The 26,087-nt window shown below is 73.3% G+C and carries 27 protein-coding genes; 16 read left to right on the plus strand and 11 right to left on the minus strand.

What is annotated here, in order from left to right:
- Positions 1 to 8: 8 nt before the first annotated feature.
- The 3 genes from OG344_RS24485 to OG344_RS24495 are packed head-to-tail and all read right to left on the minus strand — an operon-like array spanning position 9 to position 2,611.
- Positions 9 to 632, minus strand: a complete 624-nt coding sequence (locus tag OG344_RS24485; RefSeq protein ID WP_327045624.1) for a CoA transferase subunit B — start codon at positions 630 to 632, stop codon at positions 9 to 11.
- Positions 633 to 1,418 carry a CoA transferase subunit A gene (locus tag OG344_RS24490; RefSeq protein WP_405089164.1) on the minus strand — a complete coding sequence of 262 codons (786 nt, stop codon included), beginning with the start codon at positions 1,416 to 1,418 and terminating at the stop codon, positions 633 to 635.
- A 20-nt stretch (positions 1,419 to 1,438) separates the two neighbouring features.
- Positions 1,439 to 2,611 (minus strand): 4-hydroxybenzoate 3-monooxygenase, encoded by a 1,173-nt coding sequence (locus tag OG344_RS24495; RefSeq protein WP_405085089.1) that lies wholly within the window; start codon positions 2,609 to 2,611, stop codon positions 1,439 to 1,441.
- 128 nt (positions 2,612 to 2,739) lie between these two features.
- Here OG344_RS24495 and OG344_RS24500 point away from each other — a divergent pair, with 128 nt between their 5' ends.
- From OG344_RS24500 to OG344_RS24525, 6 genes are all read left to right on the plus strand, one after another.
- Positions 2,740 to 3,495, plus strand: coding sequence for an IclR family transcriptional regulator (locus OG344_RS24500; RefSeq protein ID WP_405085090.1), 756 nt, complete (start codon positions 2,740 to 2,742; stop codon positions 3,493 to 3,495).
- A gap of 61 nt (positions 3,496 to 3,556) precedes the next feature.
- Positions 3,557 to 4,627: a 4Fe-4S dicluster domain-containing protein gene (locus OG344_RS24505; RefSeq protein WP_327045627.1), complete on the plus strand. Its 1,071-nt coding sequence runs from the start codon at positions 3,557 to 3,559 to the stop codon at positions 4,625 to 4,627.
- Positions 4,628 to 4,668: 41 nt separating this feature from the next.
- Entirely contained in the window at positions 4,669 to 5,475 is an 807-nt protein-coding gene (locus tag OG344_RS24510; protein WP_405085091.1) for an FAD/NAD(P)-binding protein, read from the plus strand.
- A complete protein-coding gene (locus OG344_RS24515; RefSeq protein ID WP_405085092.1) occupies positions 5,475 to 6,269 on the plus strand; it encodes an oxidoreductase in 795 nt (264 codons plus the stop codon). Before OG344_RS24510 ends, OG344_RS24515 begins: the two co-directional genes overlap by 1 nt.
- On the plus strand, positions 6,266 to 7,591 hold the full coding sequence (locus OG344_RS24520) for a Ni/Fe hydrogenase subunit alpha (RefSeq protein WP_405085093.1): 1,326 nt from the start codon (positions 6,266 to 6,268) through the stop codon (positions 7,589 to 7,591). Before OG344_RS24515 ends, OG344_RS24520 begins: the two co-directional genes overlap by 4 nt.
- The gene (locus OG344_RS24525) at positions 7,588 to 8,094 is read left to right on the plus strand and encodes a hydrogenase maturation protease (protein WP_405085094.1); all 507 of its coding nucleotides are present in this window, start codon (positions 7,588 to 7,590) and stop codon (positions 8,092 to 8,094) included. Before OG344_RS24520 ends, OG344_RS24525 begins: the two co-directional genes overlap by 4 nt.
- Here the strand turns inward: OG344_RS24525 and OG344_RS24530 are convergent.
- The gene (locus OG344_RS24530) at positions 7,985 to 8,479 is read right to left on the minus strand and encodes an OsmC family protein (RefSeq protein ID WP_405085095.1); all 495 of its coding nucleotides are present in this window, start codon (positions 8,477 to 8,479) and stop codon (positions 7,985 to 7,987) included. The genes OG344_RS24525 and OG344_RS24530 overlap by 110 nt on opposite strands.
- 159 nt (positions 8,480 to 8,638) lie before the next feature.
- Here OG344_RS24530 and OG344_RS24535 point away from each other — a divergent pair, with 159 nt between their 5' ends.
- Positions 8,639 to 10,309, plus strand: a complete 1,671-nt coding sequence (locus OG344_RS24535) for a GAF domain-containing protein (protein WP_405085096.1) — start codon at positions 8,639 to 8,641, stop codon at positions 10,307 to 10,309.
- Positions 10,299 to 11,138: a universal stress protein gene (locus tag OG344_RS24540; RefSeq protein ID WP_405085097.1), complete on the plus strand. Its 840-nt coding sequence runs from the start codon at positions 10,299 to 10,301 to the stop codon at positions 11,136 to 11,138. Before OG344_RS24535 ends, OG344_RS24540 begins: the two co-directional genes overlap by 11 nt.
- A gap of 43 nt (positions 11,139 to 11,181) precedes the next feature.
- Here the strand turns inward: OG344_RS24540 and OG344_RS24545 are convergent, their stop codons facing one another.
- Complete coding sequence (locus OG344_RS24545; RefSeq protein WP_405085098.1) at positions 11,182 to 11,760, minus strand: HPP family protein; 579 nt, start codon at positions 11,758 to 11,760, stop codon at positions 11,182 to 11,184.
- Between the two features lie 158 nt (positions 11,761 to 11,918).
- Between OG344_RS24545 and OG344_RS24550 the strand changes: the two genes are divergently transcribed.
- Entirely contained in the window at positions 11,919 to 12,407 is a 489-nt protein-coding gene (locus OG344_RS24550; protein WP_405085099.1) for an HPP family protein, read from the plus strand.
- A gap of 53 nt (positions 12,408 to 12,460) precedes the next feature.
- Entirely contained in the window at positions 12,461 to 13,090 is a 630-nt protein-coding gene (locus OG344_RS24555; protein WP_327045637.1) for an MBL fold metallo-hydrolase, read from the plus strand.
- A 56-nt stretch (positions 13,091 to 13,146) separates the two neighbouring features.
- On the opposite strand, the gene OG344_RS24560 is transcribed toward OG344_RS24555, so the two are convergent.
- The gene (locus tag OG344_RS24560) at positions 13,147 to 15,768 is read right to left on the minus strand and encodes a DUF222 domain-containing protein (protein WP_405085100.1); all 2,622 of its coding nucleotides are present in this window, start codon (positions 15,766 to 15,768) and stop codon (positions 13,147 to 13,149) included.
- 404 nt (positions 15,769 to 16,172) lie between these two features.
- Positions 16,173 to 16,790, minus strand: coding sequence for a hypothetical protein (locus OG344_RS24565; RefSeq protein WP_405085101.1), 618 nt, complete (start codon positions 16,788 to 16,790; stop codon positions 16,173 to 16,175).
- A gap of 853 nt (positions 16,791 to 17,643) precedes the next feature.
- Between OG344_RS24565 and OG344_RS24570 the strand changes: the two genes are divergently transcribed.
- From OG344_RS24570 to OG344_RS24580, 3 genes are read left to right on the plus strand one after another with little or no spacing between them, the layout of a single operon-like run.
- Entirely contained in the window at positions 17,644 to 18,513 is an 870-nt protein-coding gene (locus tag OG344_RS24570) for a universal stress protein (RefSeq protein WP_405085102.1), read from the plus strand.
- A 6-nt stretch (positions 18,514 to 18,519) separates the two neighbouring features.
- Entirely contained in the window at positions 18,520 to 19,170 is a 651-nt protein-coding gene (locus OG344_RS24575) for a YceI family protein (protein ID WP_405085103.1), read from the plus strand.
- A 52-nt stretch (positions 19,171 to 19,222) separates the two neighbouring features.
- Positions 19,223 to 20,077, plus strand: coding sequence for an NAD-dependent protein deacetylase (locus tag OG344_RS24580; protein WP_405089165.1), 855 nt, complete (start codon positions 19,223 to 19,225; stop codon positions 20,075 to 20,077).
- Positions 20,078 to 20,085: 8 nt separating this feature from the next.
- Here OG344_RS24580 and OG344_RS24585 read toward each other — a convergent pair whose 3' ends face one another.
- Positions 20,086 to 20,256 (minus strand): hypothetical protein, encoded by a 171-nt coding sequence (locus tag OG344_RS24585; protein ID WP_405085104.1) that lies wholly within the window; start codon positions 20,254 to 20,256, stop codon positions 20,086 to 20,088.
- Between the two features lie 81 nt (positions 20,257 to 20,337).
- Between OG344_RS24585 and OG344_RS24590 the strand changes: the two genes are divergently transcribed.
- Positions 20,338 to 21,399 (plus strand): polyprenyl synthetase family protein, encoded by a 1,062-nt coding sequence (locus OG344_RS24590; protein ID WP_405085105.1) that lies wholly within the window; start codon positions 20,338 to 20,340, stop codon positions 21,397 to 21,399.
- Positions 21,400 to 21,413: 14 nt separating this feature from the next.
- On the opposite strand, the gene OG344_RS24595 is transcribed toward OG344_RS24590, so the two are convergent.
- From OG344_RS24595 to OG344_RS24605, 3 genes are read right to left on the minus strand one after another with little or no spacing between them, the layout of a single operon-like run.
- Complete coding sequence (locus tag OG344_RS24595) at positions 21,414 to 22,463, minus strand: glucose 1-dehydrogenase (RefSeq protein ID WP_405085106.1); 1,050 nt, start codon at positions 22,461 to 22,463, stop codon at positions 21,414 to 21,416.
- Positions 22,464 to 22,518: 55 nt separating this feature from the next.
- Complete coding sequence (locus OG344_RS24600; protein ID WP_405085107.1) at positions 22,519 to 23,220, minus strand: response regulator; 702 nt, start codon at positions 23,218 to 23,220, stop codon at positions 22,519 to 22,521.
- An 8-nt stretch (positions 23,221 to 23,228) separates the two neighbouring features.
- Positions 23,229 to 24,488: a sensor histidine kinase gene (locus OG344_RS24605; protein WP_405085108.1), complete on the minus strand. Its 1,260-nt coding sequence runs from the start codon at positions 24,486 to 24,488 to the stop codon at positions 23,229 to 23,231.
- Between the two features lie 180 nt (positions 24,489 to 24,668).
- Between OG344_RS24605 and OG344_RS24610 the strand changes: the two genes are divergently transcribed.
- Together OG344_RS24610 and OG344_RS24615 are read left to right on the plus strand one after the other, a co-directional pair.
- Positions 24,669 to 24,902, plus strand: a complete 234-nt coding sequence (locus OG344_RS24610; RefSeq protein ID WP_405085109.1) for a hypothetical protein — start codon at positions 24,669 to 24,671, stop codon at positions 24,900 to 24,902.
- 11 nt (positions 24,903 to 24,913) lie between these two features.
- Positions 24,914 to 26,044 carry a hypothetical protein gene (locus tag OG344_RS24615; protein WP_405085110.1) on the plus strand — a complete coding sequence of 377 codons (1,131 nt, stop codon included), beginning with the start codon at positions 24,914 to 24,916 and terminating at the stop codon, positions 26,042 to 26,044.
- Positions 26,045 to 26,087: the final 43 nt, after the last annotated feature.

Below are 26,087 nucleotides of genomic sequence, written 5' to 3' on the forward strand. Positions count from 1 at the left end.
CGCGGCCTTCATGAGATCTCGGCTCCCGTCCTCGCCCGCACCTCGCCGGCGGTGACGCCCGGCGCGGTCTCCGCCAGCCGCAGGCCGCCGGTGGTCACGTCGACCACGGCGAGGTCGGTGATGATCCGGTGGACGCACGCCCGGCCGGTCAGCGGCAGCGTGCACTCCGGCACGATCTTCGGCGTGCCGTCCTTCGCGGTGTGCTCCATCAGCACGACCAGCCGTCTCGCACCGTGGACCAGGTCCATCGCGCCGCCCATCCCTTTGATCATCTTGCCGGGGACGGCCCAGTTGGCGAGGTCGCCCCGGGCCGACACCTGCATCGCGCCGAGCACGGCGACGTCGATGTGCCCGCCGCGGATCATGCCGAACGACAGCGACGAGTCGAAGAACGACGCCCCGGGCAGCACGGTGATCGTCTCCTTGCCCGCGTTGATCAGGTCGGGGTCGACCTCGTCCTCGGCGGGGTAGGGGCCGACGCCGAGCACGCCGTTCTCCGAGTGGATCACCACGCGCCGGCCGTCCAGGTGAGCGGGGATCAGCGTCGGCAGCCCGATCCCCAGATTGACGTAGCCGCCGTCGGGCAGCTCACGAGCCGCCCGCGCGGCCATCTCGTCCCGGGTCCAGGCCACCTACGCCTCCCTCACGGTCCGCTTCTCGACGCCCTTGCCGGCGGCCTGCTCGGGGGTGAGCGGCAGCACGCGCCGCACGAACACCCCCGGCAGGTGCACCTCGTCGGGGTCGAGCTCGCACAGCTCCTCGACCTCCGCGATCGTCACCCGGCCCGCCATCGCCGCGAGCGGGTTGAAGTTACGCGCCGCCTTGGCGAAGACGAGGTTGCCGTACGCGTCCCCCTTCGCCGCCCTGACCAGGGCGAAGTCGGTCACGATGCCGCGTTCCAGCACGTACGGCACGCCGTCGAACTCGCGCACCTCCTTCGGCGGCGAGGCCACCGCCACGCTGCCGTCGGGGTGGTGGCGCCAGGGCAGCCCGCCCTCGGCGACCATCGTCCCCACCCCCGCCGGGGTGTAGAAGGCCGGGATGCCGCAGCCGCCCGCCCGCAGCCGCTCGGCCAGCGTGCCCTGCGGGATCAGCTCCACCTCGACCTCGCCCGCCAGGTACTGCCGGGCGAACTCCTTGTTCTCCCCGACGTACGAGCCGATGACGCGGGCGATCCGGCCGGCCGCCAGCAACTCGCCGAGGCCCCGCCCCCTGGTGCCGCCGCCGGTGCCGCCGCCGGTGCCGCCGTTGGTGCCGCAGTTGTTCGACACCACGTGCAGCCCGCCGACGCCGCGCTCCAGCACCGCGCGGATCAGCACCGACGGCACACCGGACAGCCCGAAGCCGCCCACGGCCAGCGACGCTCCCTCGCCGACGTCCGCCACCGCCTCCGCCGGACTCGTCACGACCTTGGTCACCGGGCTGTTCACCGGGCTGTTCACAGGCTCTCCTCGTACGGCAGGCCCACGTAGTTCTCCGCGAGCGTCGTACCCGCCGCGTCCGAGGAGGTGACGTAGTCGAGATGAGAGGTCTGCAGCCGCCGGGCGTAGGCGTCGTCGGAATCGAAAGTGTGCAGCAGCGTCGTCATCCACCACGAGAAGTGCTGCGCCCGCCACACCCGGGGCAGGCAGGCCCGCGAGTAGCCGTCCAGAGCCTCCGCCGAGCCGCCGGCGAAGAACCGGGCCAGCGCCTCGGTCAGCGCCCGCACGTCGGCCACCGCCAGGTTGAGCCCCTTCGCGCCGGTCGGCGGCACGATGTGGGCCGCGTCCCCGGCCAGGAACAGCCTGCCGTACTGCATGGGCTCGGCCACGAAGCTCCGCATGGGCGTGACGCTCCTCTCGATGATCTCGCCGGTCGCCAGGGCGAAGCCGGGCACGGTCTCCAGTCGCGCCCGCAGCTCGGCCCAGATCCGCTCGCCGGGCCAGGCGGCGACGTCCTCGTCCGGGGCCACCTGGAGGTAGAAGCGGCTGATCTCCGAGGAGCGCATGCTGTGCAGGGCGAAGCCGCGCTCGGTCCGCGCGTAGATCAGCTCCTCCGACGACGGCTTCACCCGGGCGAGGATCCCGAGCCAGGCGAACGGGTAGTCCCGGCGATACTCGGTCAGCACACCGCCCGGGATCGAGTCGCGGGACACACCGTGGAAGCCGTCACAGCCCGCGATCACGTCGCAGTCCAGCCGCTCGCCGCCGAAGGTGAGGAAGGGCCGGTCGGTGCCGATGTCGTGCAGGGCCACGTCGTCCACCTCGAAGCGGACGTCGCCCCCGGCCGCGAGCCGCGCCGCGACGAGGTCCTTGACGACCTCCTGCTGGCCGTAGACGGTGATGCACCGGCCGGGCACCAGCCGCTCGAAGGCGATCCGGTGGCCCGCTCCGCCATACCGCAGCTCGATGCCGTGGTGGGGGAGACCCTCGCGCTTCAGCCGCTCGCCCACGCCCGCCTCGACGAGCGTGTCCACCGTGCCCTGTTCGAGCACCCCCGCCCGCACCCGCCGCTCGACGTACTCCCTGCTCCGGCGTTCCAGCACGACCGACTCGATCCCGCGCAGGTGGAGCAGATGGGAGAGCAGCAGGCCGGCCGGCCCCGCCCCGATGATCCCGACCTGGGTTCGCATGGCCCAAGCATCGGCGCCGCCCGCCGCGCCGCCTAGGCTTTGCTTCCGCCCAGTGGAAGCCATCAGTGGAAGCCATCAGTGGAAGAGGGAGTCACATGTCCGGCGGCGCACGTGAATCAGGGCGTTCCGTGACGTCCCGGGCGCTGGCGATCCTCGGCGCCTTCGACGCCCGGCATCCACGGCTCACGCTGACGGAGATCGCCGCGCGCACCGGCCTGGCGCTCAGCACCGTCCACCGGCTGGCGGGGGAGCTGGAGGAGTGGCGGGCGCTCCGCCGCGGCGCCGACGGGCGCTTCCAGGTCGGCCGCCGCCTGTGGGAGCTGGGGCAGCTCGCCCCCGACCCGCTGCAGGAGGTGGCCCGGCCCTGGCTGCAGGAGCTGTTCGGCGACACCGGCGAGAACGTCCACCTGGCCGTGCGGGACGGGCTGGAGGTCCTCTACGTCGACAAGGTGTACGGCAAGCGGGCCGTGCCGATCCTGTCGCGGACCGGCTCCCGCCTGCCGATGCACCCGACCGGCGTCGGCAAGGCCCTGCTGGCGTACGAACCGGAATGGTTTGTGATGTCCTATCTCTCCCGGCCGCTGGAGCGGCCGACGCCGCACACGATCACGGAGCCGGGCCGGCTGGCCCGCGACCTCGCCCAGGCGCGCGCCCAGGGGTACGCCACGACCCACGAGGAGATGACGCTCGGCTCGTGCTCGGCCGCCGCGCCGGTGCTGGCGGGCGACGGGCCGGCCGGGGAACAGGGGGACCGGGCCGTCGCGGCCGTCGGGATCGTGGTGTCCTCGCGGCGGGTGCGCGAGCTGCCCCGCCTGGTCGACCCGCTGCTGGCCGTCGCGGCCCGCATCGCCGCCGACTACCGGGCGGCCCTCACACGCCCCTGAGCAGGGTTGCCGTCACGGCCGCCGGGGAATGTGTCATAAGGGCAAGTGGCGAGGGGGCGCCATGGACGCCGTCGTGATCGAATCTCTTGAACCGCTGATCGCCGAGCTGCGGTCGCGGGGCTTCGCCGTCGTGGGCCCGGTCGTGCGCGACGGCGCGATCCGCTTCGAGGAGATCGCCTCGGCCGGTCGGCTGCCGCGGGGGGTCACCGACGACCAGGACCCCGGCCGTTACCGGCTGCGGGAGACCGGCGACGAGATGATCTTCTCGTTCGCGGCGAGCCCCGACTCGGCCAAGCGGTACACTCAGCCGCCCCGCCAGGTGCTCTTCCGCATGCGCGGCGAGCGGATCGAGGAGGCGGAGGAGGAGGCGCCCCGGATCGCCCTGCTCGGCGTGCGGGCCTGCGACCTCGCGGCGATCGGCGTGCAGGACCGGGTCTTCCTCGGCGGCCGGCACCCCGACCCGGCCTACCGCCTGCGGCGCGAGGCGCTGCTCCTGATCGCGGTCAACTGCGCGGTTCCCGGCGGCACCTGCTTCTGCGTCTCGATGGGCACCGGGCCCAGGGTGACGGCCGGCCACGACCTCGCGCTCACCGAGCTGGCCGCGCCGCACCGGTTCCTGGTCGAGATAGGCAGCGAGCGGGGCGAGGAGATCGTCAGGGCGCTCCCGTACGCGCCCGCCCCGGCCCGCGACCTTGCGGACGCCGAGGAGGTGTCCCGTACGGCCGCCGGGCGCATGGGCCGTCACGTGGAGACCGAGGGCATTCAGGAGCGGCTCTCGGCGCACGACTCGCCGCGCTGGCAGCAGGTCGGCGCCCGCTGCCTCACCTGCGCCAACTGCACGATGGTCTGCCCCACCTGCTTCTGCACCACGGTCGAGGACTCCACGTCCCTCGCCGACGGCACGGCCGAGCGGGCCGAGCGCTGGGACTCCTGCTTCACGCTGGGGTTCTCGGAGGTCAACGGGACGCCCGTGCGAAGCTCCAACCCCGGCCGCTACCGCCAGTGGCTGACCCACAAGTTCTCCACCTGGATCGACCAGTTCGGCATGTCCGGTTGCGTCGGTTGCGGCAGGTGCATCACCTGGTGCCCGGTGGGGATCGACGTGACCGAGGAACTGGCGAACCTGCCGTGACCCCCCACGCCGTGACTCCCCACCCGATGACCCCCCACCCCATGACTCCAGCTCTCTACCGGGTGCGCTCCCGCCGCCCGGACCGGGTCGACACCGTGACGCTGACGCTGGAGCCGGTCCGCGGGGACTGCCCGCCGTTCCTGCCCGGGCAGTTCACCATGCTGTACGCCCCCGGGGTCGGGGAGATCCCGGTGTCGATCAGCGGCCGGTCCCGCTCCGGCGGGTACGCCCAGACGATCAGGGCGGTGGGCGCGGTCAGCGCCGCCCTGTGCGGCAAGCGCCCCGGCGAGGTGGTCGGTGTGCGCGGGCCGTACGGGCACGGCTGGGGCGTGCCCGCGGCGGCGGGCCTCGACGTCGTCGTCGCCGCGGGCGGCCTGGGCATCGCCCCGCTGCGGCCGGTCGTGCGGGCGCTGCTGGCCGGCCGCGACAGGTACGGCCGGATCAGCGTGATCGCCGGTGCGCGGTCGCCCGCCACGCTCGTGTACCCCCGGGAGCTGGCCCGGTGGGCCCGGCAGGGCGCCGACGTCCAGGTGATCGTGGACCACCCCGACCACGCGTGGCACGGCCCGGTCGGCCTGGTCACCCGGCTCGTCGACCGGATCGTCTTCGAGCCGCGCCGTACGCACGCGTTCGTGTGCGGTCCGGAGGCGATGATGCGGGCGACGGCGGAGGAGCTGCTGCGACGCGGGGTCGCCCCCGGACGGGTGGAGCTGTCGCTGGAGCGCAACATGAAGTGCGCCGTGGTCCGCTGCGGCCACTGCCAGTTCGGCCCGCTGTTCGTCTGCGAGGACGGGCCGGTGCTGCGCTACGACCAGGCGGGGCCGATGCTGGCCGTGGAGGAGCTGTGATGGGAGCTGTGATGGACGAGCCGGCGCCGCGCCTCGCGGTCTGGAAGTTCGCCTCCTGCGACGGGTGCCAGCTCACGCTGCTCGACTGCGAGGACGAGTTGCTGTCGGTGGCCGCCCGGCTGGAGATCGCCTACTTCCTGGAGGCGTCCAGCGCCCCCGGCCCCGGTCCGTACGACCTGTCACTGGTGGAGGGGTCGATCACCACCCCCGAGGACCTGGAGCGGATCAGGCACGTGCGGCGCGTGTCGCGGCGCCTGGTCACGATCGGCGCGTGCGCCACCGCGGGCGGCGTCCAGGCGCTGCGCGACTTCGCCGACGTCAAGGAGTTCGCCTCGGTCGTCTACGCCCGGCCCGACTACATCGCCACCCTGGATCGCTCGACCCCGATATCGGCGCACGTGCCGGTCGACTTCGAGCTGCGCGGGTGCCCGATCGACCGGCGGCAGCTGCTGGAGGTCATCTCCGCGTTCCTGGCGGGGCGGCGGCCGGTCGTGCCCGCGCACAGCGTCTGCGTGGAGTGCAAGGCCAGGGGCAACGTCTGCGTGATGGTCGCGCACGGCACGCCCTGCCTCGGGCCCGTCACCCAGGCGGGCTGCGGCGCGCTGTGCCCGTCCCTCAACCGGGGCTGCTACGGCTGTTTCGGCCCGATGGAGAGCCCCAACGCCGCCGGGCTGAACCACTGGCTGCGCGGGCTGGGGATGAGCACCCCCGAACTGGTGCGAATCTACCGGACCTACCACGCCACCACCGAGCCCTTCCGGAGAGCGGCCGAGGAAGCCGAGGAGCACGAGTGACCCACAAGACGGTGCGGATCGGCGGCCTGACCCGGGTGGAGGGCGAGGGCGGGCTGGTCGTACACGCCAGGGACGGCCGGATCACCGGCCTGGAGCTGCGGATCTACGAGCCGCCCCGGTTCTTCGAGGCGCTGCTGCGCGGGCGCGGCCACACCGAGCCCCCCGACATCACCGCGAGGATCTGTGGCATCTGTCCCGTGGCGTACCAGATGAGCGCCTGTCAGGCGATCGAGGCCGCCTGCGGCGCGGAGGTGACCGGCCCGCTGCGGGACCTGCGGCTGCTGCTCTACTACGGCGAGTGGATCGAGTCGCACGCGCTGCACGTCTACCTGCTGCACGCGCCCGACTTCCTCGGGTACGACAGCGGCATCGCGCTGGCCGCGGACCGCCGTGACCTGGTCGAGCGCGGCCTCGCGCTGAAGAAGGCCGGAAACGAGCTGATCGCGGTCATCGGCGGGCGGCCCATCCACCCCGTGAACGTCCGGGTCGGCGGCTTCTACCGGGTGCCCGCCCAGGCCGAGCTGGCCCCCGTCGCCGAGCGGCTGCGCCGCGCCCGCGACGACGCCTTGGCCACCGTCGCCTGGGTCGCCGGGTTCGACTTCCCCGACGTCGAGCACGACTATCGGTTCCTCGCCCTCAGCCATCCGGAGGAGTACGCGATCCTGTCCGGAGGGGTGGCGACCATGATGACGGCGGGTGACGGGCGGGGCACGCGCGAGGGCTTCGCGGTCGAGGACTGGCCGGAGCACGTGACCGAGGAACAGGTGCCCCACTCCACGGCGCTGCACGCGCGGCTGGACGGCGAAAGCGGCTACCTCGTCGGCGCCCTCGCCCGCTACGCGCTTAACGCGGCGCGGCTGTCCCCCCTCGCGCGGGAGGCGGCCGCCGCCGCCGGCCTCGGGCCCGTGTGCCGCAACCCGTTCCGGGCCATCGTCGTACGCGCCGTGGAGATCGTGCACGCGTGCGACGAGGCGCTGCGGATCCTGGACGGCTACACCGAGCCCGACCGGCCCGCGGTGCCGGTCGAGCCGCGTCCCGGCGTCGGCCATGGCGCGTCGGAGGCCCCGCGCGGCACTCTCTACCACCGCTACCGGCTGGACGAGGACGGCCTCGTCGCGGAGGCGGACATCGTGCCGCCCACCGCGCAGAACCAGGCGCGCATCGAGGCGGACCTGCGTGACCTGCTCGCGCCTCGCCTCGCCCCGGGTCTCGACCCGCCCGAGGCGGAGCTGGCCGTCCTGTGCGAGAGGGCGATCCGGAACCACGATCCCTGCATCTCCTGCTCCGCCCACTTCCTCGACTTCCGCCTGGATCGCGGGTGAGCGCGGGAGAGACGGTCGTCGTCGGCCTGGGGAGCGACCTGCGGGGCGACGACGCGGCGGGCCTGGCGGTGGCCCGGCTGCTCGCGGGCCTCCACGGCGACGCGCCGCCACCCGGCGTCGCCGTGGAGGCCTGCGGGGACGCCGCCGCGCTGGTCGAGGCGTGGTCGGGCGCCGCACTCGCGATCGTGGTCGACGCCGTCCGCACCGGCGCGCCCCCCGGCACCGTGCACCACCGCCTACCGTCGCTCCCGGTGCCCCTCCCCGCGCCCCTCCCGGTGGAGGGATGGCACGGTGGCACCCACTCGCTCGGCCTCGTGGACGCCGTCGACCTCGCCCGGGCCCTCGGCCGCCTGCCGGGAGAGCTCGTCGTCGTCGGCATCGAGGGCGGCGACTTCACACCGGGGGCGCCGATGACCCCGCCCGTCCTGGCCGCGGTCCGCCGTACGGCTCGTGAGCTGCGGGAACGGCTGTCCCGGGAGCGGCGTGCCGGACGTCGAAGGTGATCCGCGGCGGCACCCGCAGCGTGGTGTAGAGCGCGCAGTGCTCCAGGACCGACAGGAGCGAGGCCCGCAGGCCCTCCGGAAGGCCGGGGGCCTCCACCGACAGCTCCACGCGGTCGATCCGCCCCGGGCAGACGCCCAGGCCGTACCGCGCGGTGACGCCGACTCCCGCCGGAAGCTGGCGTTGGCGCAGGAAGCGTTCGGCGCAGTGCGCGATGCCCGCGGCCAGCCCGCCCACGAACAGCTCGGCCGGCGTGGGGCCGGTGTCGCTCCCGCCGACGTCTCTGGGCTGGTCGGACCGGACGGCGTGCCGGCGGATGTGGACGTCGAAACGGCCGGCTCCGTGCCAGGCGACCTTGATGACCCCGTCACGCTGTTCAGCCGGCATGACCCACCCCCTGTTTCGAGTATCTCCGGGCGATCGGGCCCGCCGAGGGCTGGTGCCGGTAAGAAGCCCGTCGTGACCTGGCAAAGAGCTGATGTCCGGACTGTCCTTGTTTGCGACACTTTCAGGTGTGGCCCACATGCCGCGGCGGGGACGCCCGCTGTGATCCCGCGGACGCGCCTGGACGAGCTGCTGACCGAGCTGCACGGGCGGCTGCAGGCGGTCCTGGTGACGCGTGACCGGGTGCAGGCGCTGCTGGAGGCCGTCGTCTCGGTGGGCGGGGACCTCGATCTCGAAACCGTTCTGCGGCGCATCGTCGAGACCGCCACCACCCTGGTCGATGCCAGATACGGCGCGCTCGGCCTGATCGGGGAGGACAACACCCTGGCCCGGTTCGTGCCCGTCGGGCTGAGCGAGGAGGAGATCGCCAGAATCGGGCACTGGCCCCACGGGCTGGGCCTGCTCGGCCTGCTGATCAAGGAGCCCCGGACGCTGCGGCTGCCCGACATCTCCCGGCATCCCGAGTCGTACGGGTTCCCGTCCGGCCATCCCCCCATGCACGGCTTCCTCGGCGTCCCCGTACGCGTGCGGGGCGAGGTGTTCGGCAACCTCTACCTCACCGAGAAACGCGGGGTAGGGGAGTTCGACGAGGACGACGAGGCGATCGTCGTCGCCCTCGCCGGGGCCGCCGGGGTGGCGATCGAGAACGCCCGCCTCTACGAGGAGACCCGCCGCAGGGAGACCTGGCTGCAGGCGTCGGGCGAGATCACGACCAGCCTGCTGTCCGGCGCCGAGACGCCGCGCGTGCTCACGCTGATCGCCCGCCGCGCCCGGCAGATGGCCGGCGCCGACACCATGGCGATCCTGCTGCCGGACACCGGCGGGCACACGCTCCGGGTCGCGATCGCGGACGGCGCTCTCGCCGAGACCTGCGCGGCGGCGCGCCGGATCCCCGTCGACGGCACGCTCGCCGGGCGGGCCTTCACCCTGGCCGAGCCCCGCATGGCAGCGGACGCCGCCGATGAGGAGGAGGGGCCGGTGTGCGCCGTCCCGCTGGGCGCCCCGGGGGCCGTACGCGGGGTGCTGTGGCTCGGGCGGCGACCCGGCCGCATCCCGTTCAGCCGGTCGGAGGTGTGCATGCTCCACGCGTTCGCCGGGCACGCAGCCGTCGCGCTGGAACTGGCCGAGGCGCGCAAGGACGCCGAGCGGCTCGGCCTGCTCGAAGACCGCGACCGCATCGCCAGGGACCTGCACGACGTGGTCATCCAGCGGCTGTTCGCGATCGCCATGACCCTGACGGGCGCCGCGCGGCTGGTCGAGCGCCCGGAGGCGTCCGCCCGCCTGCGGTACGCGATCGACGAGCTCGACGGCACGATCCGGGAGATCCGCTCCACGATCTTCGCCCTGCAGCCCCCCGCCGGCGATCCCGGGCTGCGCGCCCGGCTCGTCGCGCTGGTCGAGAGCGCGCGGGCGCAGCTCGGCTTCCTGCCCGCCCTGCGGCTGGACGGCGCGCTCGACACCCGCGTCCCCGCCGGCATCGGCGAACATCTGCTGGCGGTGGCGCGCGAGGGCCTGTCGAACGTCGTACGGCACGCCCGCGCGACCCGCGCCACGGTGAGCGTCCGCGTGGACGGCGACCGGCTGACGCTGGCCGTGGAGGACGACGGGATCGGCATCCCGGCACAGGGCCGCCGCAGCGGCCTGCTCAACCTGCGGGAACGGGCCGAGGCCCTGGGCGGGAGCTGCACGGCCGGGCGTGGCCCGGCCGGAGGCACCTGCCTGAGCTGGAGCGTCCCGCTACCGCCACATGGAGAGGCTTCCGATGAGGACTAGTTTCGCCGACCGCCCGATCGTGGCGGGCACCGACGGCACGGCCGGGGCCACCCATGCCGTGGAGTGGGCGGCCGACGAGGCCCACCGGCGGGGCCTGCCCCTGCGGGTGGTCCACGCCGCCGACCGCCTGCCGTACGACGCCCCCCGCTATCCGATCCCCGACTGCTACGACCGGATGATCCCGTCCGGCCGGCAGCTGCTCGACCACGCCGAGAAGGTCGCCCGGGACCGGTGGCCCGGCCTGGAGGTGACCACGGAACTGGCCGACGGGCGGCCCGGCCGCGTGCTGCGCGCGCAGGCCTGCCGCGCGGCCGAAGTGGTGCTGGGCGGCCACGGGCCGGTCGGCGCCCGGCTCGCCGGTCACGTGGACGTGCCGGTCGTCGTCGTACGCCCGGCGTCTCCCGGCGCCGCCGCGGAGATCGTGGCCGGATTCGACGGTTCGCACGCGGCGACGCCCGCTCTCGCGTACGCGTTCGAGGAGGCCCGGCTGAGCGGGCACCGGCTCAGGGTCGTCTGCGCGTGGGAGCCGCCGATCTCCTCCGGGCCCAGGATCGCCGTGGACACCGGCGAGATCGGGCGGATCCGGGAGGACCGGGCGCGGCGCCTGCTGACCGCGTGGCGGGACAGGTTCGCCGACGTCGAGACCGAACTCGACATGGTCCGCGCCCACCCGGTCTCCGCGCTCGTCGACGCCTCAGCCCGGGCCGCCCTGCTCGTCGTCGGCTCCCACGGCAGGAACGCCCTCACCGTGGCCCTGCTCGGCTCGGTGAGCCGGGCCATGCTCGAACACGCCCGCTGCCCGGTGGCCGTCGTACGGCACAATCCCTGACCGCGCCCGTGTCTCAGGTCGCCCGTGTCTCAGGTTGCCGGTGTCAGCGGCGGGACGGCCGTATCCCGGGAGCCGCCCGCTCCAGCAGGTCGGCCACGTGCTCGGGCCCTTGGCCCTCGGGGCCGCGCAGGTCGATCTCCCCGTTCCGCACGCTCACCTCCCAGGTCTCGGAGGGGTAGCGCTCGCGGAGCGCGGCGAGGACCGCGTCGCGCAGCTCGGCGTCCGACCTGGCCAGCAGCGCCATGAGGTCCCGGCGGCTGACCATCCCGACGACCCGCTCGTCCCGCAGCACCGGAACGCTCTTGATCCTCCTGGCGATCATCAGATCGGTTAGCACCGCCGTCTCGGTGGTCTCCTCGACCGTGCTGACCTGCCGTGACATGACGTCCGCCACCGTGGCCGGCGCGGACATGCCGGGTGTGAACGCGCCGCACAGCAGGTCGATCTCGCTGACCATCCCGACCAGTTCGCCGTGGTCCCCCAGCACGGGAGCGGCCGTGATGTCGTGGTCGTACAGCACCCGGATCGCCCGTCGGACCGTGTCACCCCGCCCCAGCGTGATCGCCGGGCTGCTCATGACCTCACCGGCGAGCATGGCCACCTCCCACTTGTGCGCCCTCACTGTTTCGATCCCCGCTGCCTCCAATCCTCTCCCGGGGTGGCGCCGAGGCGGCCGGGCCGCAGGTCCCCGCAGGTCGGGACGTTCGGCACCTGCGCCGGGCCGCGTCCCGGTGGTCCAATGGAGATACCGGGTGCGCCGCCCGCGGGAGGTGGACGAGGATGACCGTGGAAGCTATGACCGCCGCCGACGTGATGAGCCGCGTGCTGGTGACCGTGAAGCCGGACGAGTCGCCGCTCATGGCCTGGGAGCTCATGCGCCGCGGGTCGATGCACCATCTGCCCGTCGTCGACTCCGGGTTCCACATCATCGGCGTGCTCACCCGGGAGGACATCGCCGCTCACTGGTCCGGCGGCCCGGCCGAGCAGTCGAGCGCCCAGGTGCGGCAACTGCTCGGAGGGCGCAGGTGCCCGCACGTGCCGCCGGACGAGCCCCTGCCCGGAGTGGCGGCCGCCATGCTGGAGTCGGAGGTGGACGTGGTGCCCGTCATCGGGGCCTCCGGCATGCTGAAGGGCATCGTCACCGTGACCGACCTGCTGGCGGCGGTGGCGGGCAGACGGACGGTCGTGGCACAGGACGCGGACTCCTCCTCGGCGGGCCTGTTCCGGCTGGAGCCGGTGCTTCCGCCCAAGCCGTCGCGGGCGGACTGACATCCCGCGCTGTTGCACAATGGGGCCATGCGCAACTCGGTGGTGATCTTCTCGTGAGTGCCCGAATCGACCATGCTGTCACCTCGGGCACGTTCAGCCTGGACGGCCAGACGTTCGACGTCGACAACAACGTGTGGGTGCTCGGCGACGAGGCCGAATGCGTCGTGTTCGACGCGCCCCACGACGTCAAGGCGATCACCGATCTGATCGCCGGTCGGCGGGTTCTGGCCATCCTGGCCACCCACGCGCACGACGACCATGTCCGGGTCGCTCCGGACCTGGCCGACGCCACCGGGGCGCCCGTCCTGCTGCACCCGGCCGACCTCCCGCTCTGGCGGCTCACCCACCCTGACCGGGAGCCCGGCGCCACCCTGGCCGACGGGCAGACCATCGAGGTCGCCGGGACCCGGCTCGAAGTGTTGCACACGCCGGGCCACGCCCCCGGCGCCTGCTGTTTCTATTCGCCGGACCTGGGTGTCCTCTTCACCGGCGACACCCTCTTCCAGGGCGGCCCCGGAGCAACGGGGCGCTCCTTCTCCGACTTCGGGGTCATCATCGGCTCGATCCGCGACCGCCTGCTGACTCTGCCGCCCGAGACCGTCGTGCACACCGGTCACGGCGACAGCACGACCATCGGCGCCGAGCAGCCCCACCTCGACGACTGGATCCGCCGAGGCCACTGATCGCGATCGCCCGTGCCGCCCGTGCCGCCCGTGCCGATCTGAGCCTTTCTCGTGTCTCATTCGCGTTTCCGGGTGCTGCTGCGGGGGTTGCGGTAGGTGAAGGCCCAGCGGTCGTCGCCGATCGTGCGGCGGGTGTAGCGGGTGGGGTGGCGGTAGCGGTCGCGGTTGTGGAACTGGCAGGCCGGCCCAAGCAGCTTCAGGTCGGTCAGCCCGCCGCTGCACCAGTTGTCGCAATGATCGATCTGGCACATGGTGGCGGGCAGGGGGCAGCCGTCGACCCAGCAGGTGGCGTACCGGGCGAAGACGGCCCGGCGCTGGGCGGGGGTGGCCAGGCGGACCTTGCGGCCCATGTCGAGGACCTGCCCGGCGGCGTTCATGACGATCCTCACCAGGGTGCTGGTGCGGGCCAGTCGGTGCACGCTGGAGGCGGGCAGCAGATGCCCGGTCGCCAGGATCAGCCCCGGCAACCCCCGCATCCACACCCCGGGCGGCACATTGCCGCCCGCCCCCGGCGGACTGCTTCCCGGCGGAGCGTCGGCTCCCACCCCCGCCCAGGCATCACTGCCAGGCCAGGCGCCACCGCCAGGCCAAGCGTCGCCGCCAGGCCAGGCGTCGCTTCCCGGGCAGGCGCTCCCTTCCGCATCCGGCGGGGCGTCGGGCTCGGGTGGGGGATCAGGGGCATGCGTCTGCTTCGGGCGTGCCTGCTGCGGGGGTGCCTGCTGCGGCCGCACTCGGTTTCTGCGATGTCCTCGCTCGATGCCCTCTTCCTGAGTGCCGGGGTCGTCGTCAGAGTCGTCGGCGTGGTCGTCGGCGTGGTCGTCGGCGTGGCCCTGCTGGACGCCATCGCCGTCGCGCAGATCGCCGCGCTCGTTGCCGCGCTCGTGGCCGCCGGTGGGGTCGAAGTGCGGCCAGGCGGCAGCCGGACCGTCCATGGGCGAGCTACCGGCGGCCGCGCGGCCGGTGACAGGCTCCTGCCCGTCAGCGCCCCCACACGCGCCCGCGCCCGCACCCGCACCGGAGGCGGCACGGCAGGGGGCATGGGAGGCGGCACTGGGCGCGGCAGGGGAGGTGTCGTCTCCTGCGGAGGGCGCGACGGTCGAGCAGCCGTCCTCGTGGGCTGAGTGATCACCGCCCCCCGGGGGCACAGTGGCTGTGCGTTCGGGGCTGGTGGCTGTGCGTTCGGGGCTGACGGCCGGTGGCCGTGTGCCCGGCTCCGCACCCTCCGACTGCTCGTCGGCGGGCTCTGGCTCTCCGTCGGCGGGCTCCTCAATGGTGGGCTCGCCGTCGTCGACGGTGGGCTCACCCTCGTCGCAGGGAGTGCCACTCGGAGGGTCGTCGGGGAGAGACTCGGCGTTGACCAGCACCAGAAGCTCAGTGACGATCTTGTTCTCCAGGAACGCGATCAACGCGTCGGCGTTCCGCACACTCAACGGCCGGTCATCACCCTCCGCCTTGGGCTTGGCGTAGACGTCCAGCATGTGCTGCAACCGCGCGGCGGCCTCCACCGGCAGGTAGAACTCGCCCTCCAGTCCGCCGTTCCTCCGCCTGCGTACCCTAAAGAACCGGCGGTCGAAGTCGGCCTGCTCGTCCTTCTCGTGCCCGTCGGGGTCCAGTACCGCGCGCAGATACCGCCCCGCCTTGGCCACCTCCGCCGCACCCGCCGAGTTCGCCAACTCCAACAGAATCCGCTCAGCCGTCGCCGCCTGGTCATCGGTCAGCCCAGAGGTGGCGGTGCAGATCGCCTCCACGACCCCCTCCGCCAGACCACCCTCCGCGAACAGGCGGCGGACCTGCGGCAGACGATCCAACTCCACGCTCACCGTCACCAACCGGCCGGCCCCCGCAGGGGTCATCCCCCCGGCAGACCGCAACCACAACTTCGTGGACGCATGGCCATGACCCTTCGCCTCCCCCGCCCGGTGAACACGACCCACCCGGGCCGCCAACGCCGACGTGATCCGATCACGGACCGCAAGCAACTCCTCCGCCTCGGCCAGACACACACCCGCGTCCTCAGGCACCGGCACCAATGCCACCACCCGAGCCGCCTCGACAAGAGCCGCCACCGCCACCCACGAGGATGACCCAGCACCAAAGGCACCCTGTTCAGGCTGCGCGTCGCCGTGGCCGGCATCCCGACCATGGCTGGCGTCACCCGGTCCTGCATTGGGGCTCTGGCCCGCATCGCTCCGGCCAGCGCTGGATACGCCGACAGACGCATCTTCGGGAACATCGCCCAAGGCACCGCCAGGTGCACAGCTGGGTGTACCGCCCGGAGCATGCCCGCGGTCTGCCGAGGGGTTGGGCTTTTCGGCGGCGCACATCTCGATGGTGCTGCCCGCTTCTGCGCGGGATCGATCCGTTTCGGGGATGCGACGCACGGTGCTGCTGGCTCGCTCACTTGCCGGGCTGTGCGAGTTGTCCATTCTGCCGATGTGCGAGCTGTCTTCAGAGAAGACGGAATCTGCGAATCTGCGCGGAGAAGAGTAGCGCTGAGCACCGGATATGCCGGAAACGGCGATAGAGGGGAAATCGGTCGTATTGTCGGCTGAACGTTCGGGTGCCCAGAGCGGCGATCTGCTGATGAGCTGGTCCCGCCAGTTGTCGGGGAGGTTCGAACGCTGGAGGCGATCGGAATCGCTTACGGGGAATTCCACGCTCCACCTCCTCATGCGCATTCGAATGCCTGTCTGAATTCTCTCACTCTCAGCGTGTGTCAAGCAAATGGCTGCCGACTTTAATTGGAGCTACAGGTTGAGAGGGGGATATCGCCGACTTGTGCCCTAAGGCGAGGACCACTAGGCAAAGGCGTCAGAGCATGAAGAAACCGCTTATGTGGCGAGCATGTAGGCAGCGAGTCGAGGGGGCGCGTGTAACGAGCGACAGGCGCTGAGACGGTCATGGTGCGGGGAGGGTCATGGTGCGGGGAGGGTCATGGTGCGGGGAGGGTCGGGTCATGGTGCGGGGAGGGGCGCGGTGGGGGCGTCCGAGAGCGGTAAGGGCTGCGGCGGGACTGCGACGAGACCGTGACGAGCAGTCGCGCAAGTGTTTCAAGGGATCACCGAGTTGCCGCCGGGAGTTCCTATCGCGCTGTAGCGCGCACGCCGGTCACGGCGAACCGTTCGACGTCGGCGATGTGGCCGCCGGTGCTCGCGACGATGGTGACCGTCTGCCCCGGGGCGGCACGGAAGTCAAGGGTGGCGGACCAAGGGCTGGTCTCCCCTCCCGCGGAGACGCAGCAGCGCTCGCCCAGTGGGCTCGTTCTACCGGCCCCGCGCGCCTGCACCCGGATGCTCTCGTCCACACCGGTGATCTTGCCACCTGCCTTTACGGGCGAGGAGACCGAGCTGCCGTACCGGGGAGTGGTGAGGGAGAAGGTGGTGTCGTCGGTGCCCACCACCTCCCAAGGGGCGTCCGTGCCTGTGCCGAACTTCACGAGGTGGATGACGGCGGCGATGCCGGGACGACCGCCGCCCTCGCCGCGGATGCCGACGGAGACGCGGGCGTGCACGCCGTCGACCTTGCTGTCGACCAGTTGGTCGATGCCCTTGAAGCCGAGGTAGCCCTGGGTGAAGGCCAGCGCGGTCTGTCCGGCGTCAAGATGCCAGGGCTGGTGCCCGCCCGCCCGGTAGCTCTCCTGCCAGTCGCGCACCTGCTTCTCGTCGGTGAACGGCCACAGCGGCTGGTAACGCCCTGCCACCAGGGGCCCGCCGGAAGAGGTGGCGAGGGCTGGGGAGGGAGCCGGCGTTCCGGGGCCGGTCGCCGGGGGCACCGCGAACGACGAGCCGGACGACGGGCCCGAGGACGCAGCGGCGAACGTGGCGGCCGGGGACGACCCGGAGCCCGTACCGCACGCCGCCGCAAGGAACCCAAGCGCGGCCAGCGCTGTGGCCAGCGCTGTGGGCAGCGCCGCGGCCGGTACGGCGGGCGCCCGGCGGAGGCTTCGACTGGGCGCAGGGGGCCCATCGGACGGAGGTGCGCCAGCCCCGAGCGGCCGGCGCAGGGCCCGGCGGAGGATGCGGCCGGGGCCGAACGGCTCGCCAGACGTGGCCCTGCCTGCGGCGGGTAGACGGTGGAGGACCTGACCGGGGGGCAGCACCGGGCCGGACTCGGGCGGGCCTGACGGGGGCGAGTCTGACGGGGGTGAGCCGGATAGGGGCGTGCCCGGGCGCGCTCCGCTCCGCGACCGGTGAGTTGCGTTGGTCCTGTCACCACACGGCATTCCGCCAGGCACGATGCTCGCTCCCGCCAGAGACGTTTCCTGACAGAGAGCATGCCCGCCGAAAGGCTCTCGATCCATGGAGTTCGCGATGTCGGGCGGCCCTACCGCCAAGGAGGCGCGGCAGGCGGCGGAAGTCCCGGGGTGATGGGACTTTCGACCGCTGCGGGACGGGCAGCTCACACGGTGCGATGGTCGCTGGGAGTGGTGTCCCCGCGCCGCGAGCCGCACGCCAACCCCGAGCACAGAACACCGCGAGCACAGAACGTCGCGAGCACAGAACGTCGCGAGCACAGAACGTCGCGAGCCGCTGAGCACAGGGAGGAAACGGACCATGACCGGACTGGTCGTCGCCGCCGTCGACGGATCGAAGCCCGCGACGGCGGCGCTGGAGTGGGCGGCGGACGACGCGCGGCGCAGGGGGGCCGCCCTGCGGATCGTCCATGTCCGCGAGCCGTGGGCGCACCAGTACCCGTTCCACGCCGTGGAGGGGTTCGCCGACTCGTACGGCGAGTTCTGCGAGGGGGTGCTCGCCGCGGCCGCCGAGCGTGCGCGCCAGGTCGCCCCGGACCTGGAAGTGACGACGGAACTCGCCGAGGGGACGGTCGTGGAGACGTTGCGCGCCGCGTCGGCCGGGGCCGACGCGCTCGTGGTCGGCAGCCGGGGGGCGGGCGGCTTCTCCGGCCTGGTCCTCGGGTCGGTCGGCCTCGGCCTCACCGGGCACGCCCTGGTCCCCGTCGTGGCCGTACGCAGACCGCACCGCGACGAGTATCACGAGGTCGTCGTCGGTTTCGACGGATCGCCTCACTCGGAGGCCGCGCTGGAGTTCGCCTTCGAGGAGGCCCGGGCGCGCCGGGCCCGGGTGCACGCCGTGTACGCGTGGGAGGCGCCGATCTTCGCCCCCTTCGCCTCCGGCTACACCGCGACGATGCACGAGGTCTTCGACGAGGAGTCGCGCTCGGCCCGGCTGCGGCTGGCGCCGTGGCGCGAGAAGCACCCGGACGTCCCACTCGTCGAGTCGGCGGTCTTCGGGCACCCGGTCCCCGCGCTCGCCGAGGCGTCGCTCGTCGCCGACCTCGTCGTCGTCGGGTCGAGGGGGCTGGGCGGCGTGCGCGGCGCGCTGCTCGGCTCGGTCAGCCACGCCGTGCTGCACCGCGCGCACTGCCCGGTCGCGGTCGTACGGCTCCCGGAAGGAAAGCGTTGAGCCCATTTGATCTACATCGTAAAGGCGGCGGCCTGGTGCCAGATCACGCCGAGTCCCGCCAACTGCGGCGACATCGCCGGGCGAGAGCGTGGGAATGCCAATGACATGGACGTCGAGGCGGGCACGTACGCGCTGGGGCCCAGGTCGGGGCGGCTGCTGGTCCTCACCGGCCGCGCCGGTCTCGGTGCGAAGGCCGGGCATGACCTGACGATCGAGGTCACCAGATGGCGGGGCGAGGCGGTGGTGACGCCGGGCGACCCGGCGGCCTCCCGGGTCTCGCTGGAGGCCGAGACGGCCTCGATGCGGGTCAGGGAGGGCACGGGCGGGGTCAAGCCGCTCACCGACTCCGACCGGGTCGAGATCGAGAAGAACATGCGGGAGAAGGTCCTCATGCCGGACCGGCATCCCACGATCACGTTCCGGTCGACGCGGGTCGAGGGCGACCCCGAAGCGTTCCGCGTCGAGGGCGACCTGACCATCGCGGGCGTCACCCGGCCGGTCGCGGTCGACGGAGCCTTCGCCGGCGGGCGGGCACGCGGCCGGGCCACCGTCGTGCAGTCGGAGTGGGGCATCCGCCCCTACTCCGCGTTCTTCGGCGCGCTCAGGCTGCGCGACGAGGTCGAAGTGATCTTCGACGTACGGCTCGTGCCGGGCTGAGGCGCCGATCGGGCACCATGGAGGGGTGAACCGGCTTCAAACGGCGCAAGCCATCAAGCAGACCGCCGAGCAGACCGGCGAGCAGACCGCCGAGCGGTGGAGCATGCTGGCCGATCTCGTGGCGGACGGCGACGTTGTGGTGCTCAGCGGGGCCGGCCTGTCCACCGAGTCCGGCATCCCGGACTACCGCGGCGAGACCGGACGCAGGCGCAGAGCCGACCCGATGACCTATCACACCTTCGTGAGCAGCGCCTCCGCCCGCCGGCGCTACTGGGCCCGCAGCCACCTCGGCTGGCGGCACATCGTCGACGCCGCCCCCAACGCCGGTCACCGCGCGGTCGCCGAACTGCAGCGCCGCGGGCTCGTCGCCGGGGTCATCACCCAGAACGTGGACGGCCTGCACGAGGAGGCCGGCGCGCACGGGGTGATCGAACTGCACGGCAGCCTGCACCGGGTCCGCTGCCTGGGCTGCGGCCACCGCGGCGCCCGCCACGAACTGGACCGGCGACTGCGGGCGGAGAACCCCGGCTGGCACTCCCGCACCGCTCTGATCAATCCCGACGGCGACGCCGTGCTGACCACCGCCGAGATCGAGACGTTCCGTACGGTCGACTGCGAGGGCTGCGGCGGCGTGCTCAAACCCGACGTGGTGTTCTTCGGCGAGAACGTCCCGCCGTCGCGGGTGCAGGAGTGTTACGCGCTGACCGAGCGGGCCGGCCTGCTGCTGGTCCTGGGGTCATCGCTGACCGTGATGTCCGGTTATCGGTTCGTACGGCATGCCGCCGCCCGCTCGATCCCCGTCGCGATCATCAACCAGGGGCCGACCCGGGGCGACGGCGAGGCGCTGATGACCTTCGACGTCCCGCTCGGTCCGGCCCTGACCACCCTCCTGGGAGACCTGGCCTAGAAGCTGGCCTAGAAGAGCGTCGCGACCGCCCTGCCGATCGTGCCGGCCTGCGCGGGCCCGGTGGTGGACAGGCCGACGGCGACGCCCTGGCCGCTCGCGGCGAGCCCGAGACCCATCGGGGTGACCTGGAGGCGGCTGCGGCCCAGCGGCCGCCGGAGCATCTCGTGCGCGTCGCCCAACGTTAGTGGACCTCCGCGATCGGGTACGCCGACAGGCCCCGGCCTGCCTGACGACGCACCCGAGCCAGAGGCGGTGGGAGCATGACGGAACCGGTGGCGGCGCGTCCGTGCGCCGCGGACGTGCTCGCCCGTACGCGCGACCTGCTCGATCCCGCGCTGCGCCGCGCGGTGGGGACGTTGCCGCCGTCGATGCGCCGCGTGGCCGGCTACCACTTCGGCTGGTGGGACGCCCGGGGGCGGCCGGCCGGCGGCGGGGGTGGCCCAGCGGGTGGCGCAGTGGGTGGCGCAGCGGTTGGCAAGGCGCTGCGGCCGGCGTTCACGCTGCTGGCGGCGGAGGGCGCCGGGGGAGAGCCGCCGGCGGCGCTGCCCGCCGCCGTCGCGGTGGAACTGGTGCACAACTTCTCGCTGATCCACGACGACGTGATGGACGGCGACCGGGTCCGCCGGCACCGGCCCACCGCCTGGGCCGTGTTCGGGCGCGCCCAGGCGATCCTGGCCGGCGACTCGCTGCTGGCGCTGGCCTTCGCCGTGCTCGCCACCGGAACCGACGGCGGGCCGGACGGCGTGCCGGTGCTGGCCGGGCGCGTCCAGTCGCTGCTGGACGGCCAGAGCGCCGATCTCGACTTCGAGGAACGCGCCGAGGTGGGCCTGGAGGAGTGCGTGCGGATGGCGGAGGGCAAGACCGCGGCCCTCTTCGGGTGCGCCTGCGCCCTCGGCGCGTCGTACGGCGGCGCCACCCCGAGTCAGTCCGTGCTGCTGGAAGAGTTCGGCGAACGCGTGGGACTGGCCTTCCAGATCCTGGACGACCTGCTCGGCATCTGGGGCGATCCGGCGGTCACCGGCAAACCGGTTCATTCCGACCTGCGCAACCGGAAGAAGTCCCTGCCGGTCGTCGCCGCGCTGACCTCGGGCACCCCGGCGGGCGCCGCGCTCGCCGCCCTGTACCGCCGTCCCCTCGCGGAGCCCGATCTGGCGCGGACGGCGCGACTGGTGGAGGAGGCGGGCGGTCGTGCCTGGAGCCTCGCCAGGGTGGACGGCCTGCTGGCCGAGGCGCTGGAGTCGCTGCGGGCGGCGGGGCTGACGCCGGAGGCGACCGCGGGGCTGGAGGCACTGGCCCGGCTGGCCGCCGACCGCGATCACTGACCTGCTCGGCGCGCTCAGCCGAAGGTGAGCACGACCTTCACGTCGTCATCCCGCCTGTCGTACGCCCCCGCGTATCGGTGCAGGGGCATCCGCCGCGAGATCAGCCGGGCGAGCCAGTCGCGGTTCGACACGGCGAGGGCGCCGGCCGCCGCGGTGAAGTGGCGCAGGTTCGAGTCGATCGTCCCGATGACGACGGCGTTCTCCAGGACCATCTCGCGGTTGAGCGTGCCCACGTCCACGGTGATCCGGCGGGAGCCGGGGGTGACCCCGGTCAGGCAGACGATCCCGTACGGACCGATCGCGGAGAGGGCGCCGGTGAAGACCTCGGCCGCGCCGCAGGCCTCGACGACCACGTCCGGCCGGAGCGCCGTCACCACGTCCTCGATCCAGCCCGTGTGGTAGGTCGCGCCGAGATCGGCGACCAGCGCCGGTTTGGGCCCGCTCTTGACGAAGTCGAACACGTGCACGTCGAGACCACGCTGGACCCCGAGCAGCGCGGCGAGCAGGCCGAACGGTCCCGCGCCGGTGACCAGCACCCGGCGCGGCTCGAACCAGGACCGTCTGCCGACCTTCTCGATCTGCTCCCAGGCCTTGGCGACCACCGACGCCGGCTGCAGCAGCACGCCCGTCTCGCCGAGGCCCGAGTCGAGCCGTACGGCGCAGGCCGTCTCCACGCACCACGCCTCGCTCGCGTAGCCGTCGAGTTCCTTCAGCCCCCGCATGGTGTATCGCCCGTTGCGGCACATGTCGGGCTCACCGTGAGCGCAGGCAACGCACGGCACCGGATCCGGGTAGCGCACCAGGCCCACGACGAGGTCGCCGGGGGAGAAGCCGGAACCGGCGGGGGCCTGCCGTACGCGGCCGAGGGACTCGTGCCCGATGACCAGCCGCTCCCGGCCCGGCGGGGCCCAGCCGTAGTCGCCGGCGACGACCTCCCTGTCGGTGCCGCACACGCCGACGGCGACGCTCTCGACGAGGAGCTCACCGGTTCCGGGCACGGGGTCGGGCATCTCGGTCAGCGCCAGCGAGCCGGCCCGGCGCGGGACGACGGTGAGCGCGCGCATGACGCACTCCTTCCCCGGGCTGGTGGGGAGAGCACCAAGGGCAGGGAAAATGTGCTCAGCCCCCCGGGACGTCGTCGAGCAGTCCGGCGTCGTGGACCAGCAGTGCGATCTGCACGCGGTTGCCCAGCCCGAGCTTGGCGAGGATGCTCGACACGTGCGTTTTCACGGTCGGGAGGCTGAGGTGGAGCAGCGCGGCGATCTCGGCGTTCGGCCTGCCCTGCCCGACCGCCACGGCGATCTCCCGTTCCCGGTCGTTCAGCGGCGCCAGGCGCTCCTGCGCCCGGGTCCGCCGCAGGTCCCGGCCCGACCCGGCCACCCGGGCGATGAGCCGCCGGGTCACCGCCGGGGACAGCACCGGGTGGCCGCGGGCCACCCGGCGGACGGCCTCGACGATCTCGTGCGGCGGGGTGTCCTTCAGCAGGAACCCGGCGGCCCCCGCGCGCAGGGCGCGCAGCACGTGCTCGTCGGCGTCGAAGGTGGTCAGCACGATCACCTCGGGCGCGCCGTCGCGGGCGCGCAGCGCCTCGGTCGCGGCCAGGCCGTCCATGACGGGCATCCGGATGTCCATCAGCACCACGTCGGGGTGGTGCAGGCGGGTCAGCGGCAGGACCTCCGCGCCGTCTCCCGCCTCGGCGACGACGCGGAGGTCCGCCGCGCCGCCGAGCATCATCACGAGGCCGGCCCGGACGAGGGGGTCGTCGTCGGCGATGAGCACGCCGATGGGCACGCCTGTGGGTGCGGGGCCGGGCGAGATCATGCGCGCCATTATGCGGGCCACGGTAGCCAGGCCCGCACGTGCCAGCCACCCGGGCCGGTGCCGCCGTCCCGGCGCACGGGCCCGTGCTCCAGCCGTCCTCCGGCCAGGGTGACGCGCTCGGCCAGGCCGGCGAGCCCGTGACCGCTGCCTCCGCCGCCTCCGGTCTCCGGCCGGCCTGCGGCGGGGGTGTCGTTGACCACCTCGATCGTCAGGCCCTCGCCGGGCGCCCCCGCCAGTCGCAGGCGGACCTCCGCCCCCGGCGCGTGCCTGCGCGCGTTGGTGAGCGCCTCCTGCACGACGCGGTACGCGGTGTGACCCGTCCGGCCCGGGACGGTCTCCCGGGGCCGTCCGCCGAGTTCGTCGCGCAGCCGCACCCGCATGCCGGCCTCGCCCGACTCCGCCAGCAGCCGGTCCAGATCGGCCAGGCCCGGCGGGCCGGGCCGCGTGGTCGCGGCCTCCTCTCCGTGCGGGTCGCCGTACGGGTCGCCGTACGGGTCGCCGGATGTGCCGCCGGAGGGGGCGCGCAGCACGCCGATCACCTCGCGCAGGTCCTGCAACGCCTGGTGCGCGCTCTCCCTGATGACCCGGGCCGCGCGGGCGACGTCGGCGGGGTCGGCGCCGGGGTTGAACTCCAGCGCTCCCGCGTGCACGCTCAGCAGGGACAACCGGTGCCCGAGCACGTCGTGCATCTCCCGGGCGAGGGCCTCGCGGACCAGGTGCTGCGCCTGCTCGGCCCGCAGTCTCGCCTCCGTCTCCATCCGGGCCGCGCGGTCGCGCTGCGCCAGCACCAGGCGGCGCCGGTGGTGGACGAACAACCCCCAGCCGGCCGCCGCGCCCTGCAGGGCCAGGCCCAGCATCAACGTCGCGAGCGGCGGCATGCCCGGTTCGGGACGCAGCCACGTGAACACGACCGCGGCCAGCACGCTGAACGCGAACACCCCCCCGGAGATCCGGGGACGCCGGTGGACCGCCACCGAGAAGAGCGCGGCCAGCATCGGGCCCGCGACCATCTCGAAGACGGCCGACAGCGCGACGAGCGTCACCGCGAGCCCGACCGGCCATCGTCGGCGCAGCCACAGCGCGGCGCAGCCGAGCGCGCCCGCGACCTGGTCGAGGGGGAACAGCCACCCGGGCGGCAGCGGCGCGGTGCCGAGGCGGTCCGCCGACATGAGGAACGCGAACGCCGCGGCGAGCAGGAACATCGTCGTGTCCACGAGCCGGTCGCGCCGGGTTCGCCGGTGCCGGGGGGCGGCGGCGGAGGGGTTCATATGCCCCGCAGCGTACGTCCTGCGGGGAGGCGCGCCCACGCGGCGCCGCGAAGTCGATACCGAGGTCGGGGGGCGTCCGACTTTGGTCGGAGGGCACGCCGCGCGCCGGCGACCTTCGCCGGACGGAAGGATGCCGACGCCCGATGCCCGGTGGCCTCGCCGGTCCCTAGCGTCGGCGTCATGCGCAAGGCCATCCAGCTCGCCGGGGCGTTCCTGGTCGCCGCGGGAATCAGCGGAACCATCGACCACCTGGCCGTTCAGCCCTTCTGCGGAGCGATCCTCAACGTCTTCAACCGGCAGGTCATCCCGCGCCTCGCCTTCCTGACCGGCTACGAGGTGTACGCGAACCTGCTCGTCGCGGTCGTCGGCGTCGTCGTGTTCGCCGCCGCTTCGAGACGTGATGAGGAGGCGTGATGAGGAACGTGATGAGAACGCCTGACGCGCGCCGGGCCCGCTGGTCGCTCGCGGCCGGACTGGTGGTGCTGTCGCCGATCTGCGCCGAGTACCTCGCCGGTTACGACGACAGCACCGGCGATCCGTTCGTGCTGGCCGCCAGCCTGATGATCTTCAGCCCGTTGTACGGCGCGCCCGCGTTGCTGATCCGCGAGACGGCCCGCCGGCTGGGGATGCGCTGGCCGGGGATCCTCGCCCTCGCTGCCGCCTTCGGCGTGCTGCAGGCGGCTGTCGTCGACCAGTCCCTGTTCAGCGAGGGCTACCGGGACATCCCGTACTGGGAGGAGATGATCCGTCCGACGTACGTCGAGCCCCTGGGGCTGGCGGCCCACACCGCGCTGGCCTTCGTCGCGGGCCACGCGATCTGGAGCTTCGGCGCGCCGATCGCGCTGACCGAGGCGCTGGCGCCCCGGCTGCCTACACCCTGGCTGCGTACGCCCAGGCTGTCGCGTACGCCATGGCTGCGCGCGCCCGGGCTGGTCGTCACCGCGGCGCTGTACCTCGCGGCGGCGACGCTGGTGCTGCGCGACCATCTGCGGACCGAGCCCGACCACGCCTCGGCGGCCCAGATCGGGGGCGCGCTGGCCGTCGCCGCGCTGCTGGCGCTCCTCGCGCTTGTCCCCGCCGTCCGGCGCCGGCCTGTGCTTCCCGACCCTCCTGTGCTTCCCGACCCTATGACCAGCGCGGCTGTGCTTCCTGATCCTGCTGTGCTTCCCGACCCTCCTGTGCTTCCCGGCCCTTCCGCGGCGTCACGGCGCCCGCCCCGGCCGATCGCCGTCGCGGCGGCCGGCCTGGTGGCGGGCCTCGGGTTCGACCTCCTGCCCGCGACCTGGGCCGGGGTCGCGGCCGGGCTCGCCCTGCTGGCCCTGACCGCCGCCGTGGCCGACCGGCCGGCCCGCTCGCCGGAGTGGACCGGACGCCACGTCGCCGCGCTCGCCGCCGGAGCCCTGACCGCGCGCACGATCGTCGGGTTCTTCGTGGTGCCGCTGGGCGATGTCGCGCCGGTCGCGAAGTATGCGCACAACGTCGCCTTCCTCACCGGCGCGGTGCTGCTCGGCGTGCTCGCCACACGGCGGCGCGGCGGCGCGGGCGAGGGCGGATGAACCGGGGCGTGTCACCCCGCCGCCCGTCCCTGCGCTCATCCCT

This window comes from Microbispora sp. NBC_01389 (assembly GCF_045040095.1).
Classification (GTDB): domain Bacteria; phylum Actinomycetota; class Actinomycetes; order Streptosporangiales; family Streptosporangiaceae; genus Microbispora.

Coding starts and splice junctions, on each gene's coding strand:
- OG344_RS24495 (WP_405085089.1), bottom strand. CDS start 2,611: ATGCGAACCCAGGTCGGGATCATCGGGGCGGGGCCGGCCGGCCTGCTG.
- OG344_RS24530 (WP_405085095.1), bottom strand. CDS start 8,479: ATGCCGGCTGAACAGCGTGACGGGGTCATCAAGGTCGCCTGGCACGGA.
- OG344_RS24600 (WP_405085107.1), bottom strand. CDS start 23,220: ATGATCTCGCCCGGCCCCGCACCCACAGGCGTGCCCATCGGCGTGCTC.
- OG344_RS24560 (WP_405085100.1), bottom strand. CDS start 15,768: ATGCGCATGAGGAGGTGGAGCGTGGAATTCCCCGTAAGCGATTCCGAT.
- OG344_RS24540 (WP_405085097.1), top strand. CDS start 10,299: ATGAGGACTAGTTTCGCCGACCGCCCGATCGTGGCGGGCACCGACGGC.
- OG344_RS24595 (WP_405085106.1), bottom strand. CDS start 22,463: ATGCGCGCGCTCACCGTCGTCCCGCGCCGGGCCGGCTCGCTGGCGCTG.
- OG344_RS24505 (WP_327045627.1), top strand. CDS start 3,557: ATGGACGCCGTCGTGATCGAATCTCTTGAACCGCTGATCGCCGAGCTG.
- OG344_RS24570 (WP_405085102.1), top strand. CDS start 17,644: ATGACCGGACTGGTCGTCGCCGCCGTCGACGGATCGAAGCCCGCGACG.
- OG344_RS24605 (WP_405085108.1), bottom strand. CDS start 24,488: ATGAACCCCTCCGCCGCCGCCCCCCGGCACCGGCGAACCCGGCGCGAC.
- OG344_RS24610 (WP_405085109.1), top strand. CDS start 24,669: ATGCGCAAGGCCATCCAGCTCGCCGGGGCGTTCCTGGTCGCCGCGGGA.
- OG344_RS24615 (WP_405085110.1), top strand. CDS start 24,914: ATGAGAACGCCTGACGCGCGCCGGGCCCGCTGGTCGCTCGCGGCCGGA.
- OG344_RS24590 (WP_405085105.1), top strand. CDS start 20,338: ATGACGGAACCGGTGGCGGCGCGTCCGTGCGCCGCGGACGTGCTCGCC.
- OG344_RS24515 (WP_405085092.1), top strand. CDS start 5,475: ATGGGAGCTGTGATGGACGAGCCGGCGCCGCGCCTCGCGGTCTGGAAG.
- OG344_RS24550 (WP_405085099.1), top strand. CDS start 11,919: ATGACCGTGGAAGCTATGACCGCCGCCGACGTGATGAGCCGCGTGCTG.
- OG344_RS24510 (WP_405085091.1), top strand. CDS start 4,669: ATGACTCCAGCTCTCTACCGGGTGCGCTCCCGCCGCCCGGACCGGGTC.